The following is a 519-nucleotide window of genomic DNA, read 5'->3' on the forward strand; positions in this document are numbered from 1 at the left end:
ACGAACCACATTGATATTTTGGCTGTAAACCGTGACCGTTCGGGATGCTAAATAACGATACTCAATATCTTGCTCACCACCATATTGCTGCGCTTTACGGTCTATCACTGAAGGCGAAGACAGCGAGATGTTTTTGTCAGTTAAGCCTTTTGCGGTTAAAAAATCGAGAATCAAACGCGTTTGTTGGTCTATGTCATCAAACATCGCGCCCATATCATTGCTGGCTACCGTAAATTGGATTGGCCAAATGACGGTATCTGCCGGGTATTCTCGCTCAGACACTCCCTTCACCGTTACCACTCGCTCATAGGCTTTGTATTTGACTGCTGTTTGCTGAATAAAAAAGCCCAATACTCCTAAACCTATTATCAGACACAGCCCGAGCCATATTGACGCTTTATTGGAAATCTTCTCCATTCATCCTCCTAATTTCGCCAAAAGTAACAATTCGTAGTATCGATAACATAGCTCAACTATGGCCAGAAAATGGCGACCTAAAGCTAAATTTTTGTCATATCG

1 protein-coding gene is annotated in these 519 nt (G+C 42.6%); it reads right to left on the bottom strand.

Features of this window, described 5'->3' with window-relative positions; all coding sequences use genetic code 11:
• Nucleotides 1–417 (bottom strand): SIMPL domain-containing protein (locus tag R7Q11_RS29350; protein WP_225467367.1); only part of this gene is annotated, 417 nt, incomplete at its 3' end.
• Nucleotides 418–519 lie beyond the last annotated feature (102 nt).

The sequence above is a fragment of the Vibrio sp. 970 genome (assembly GCF_033339075.1).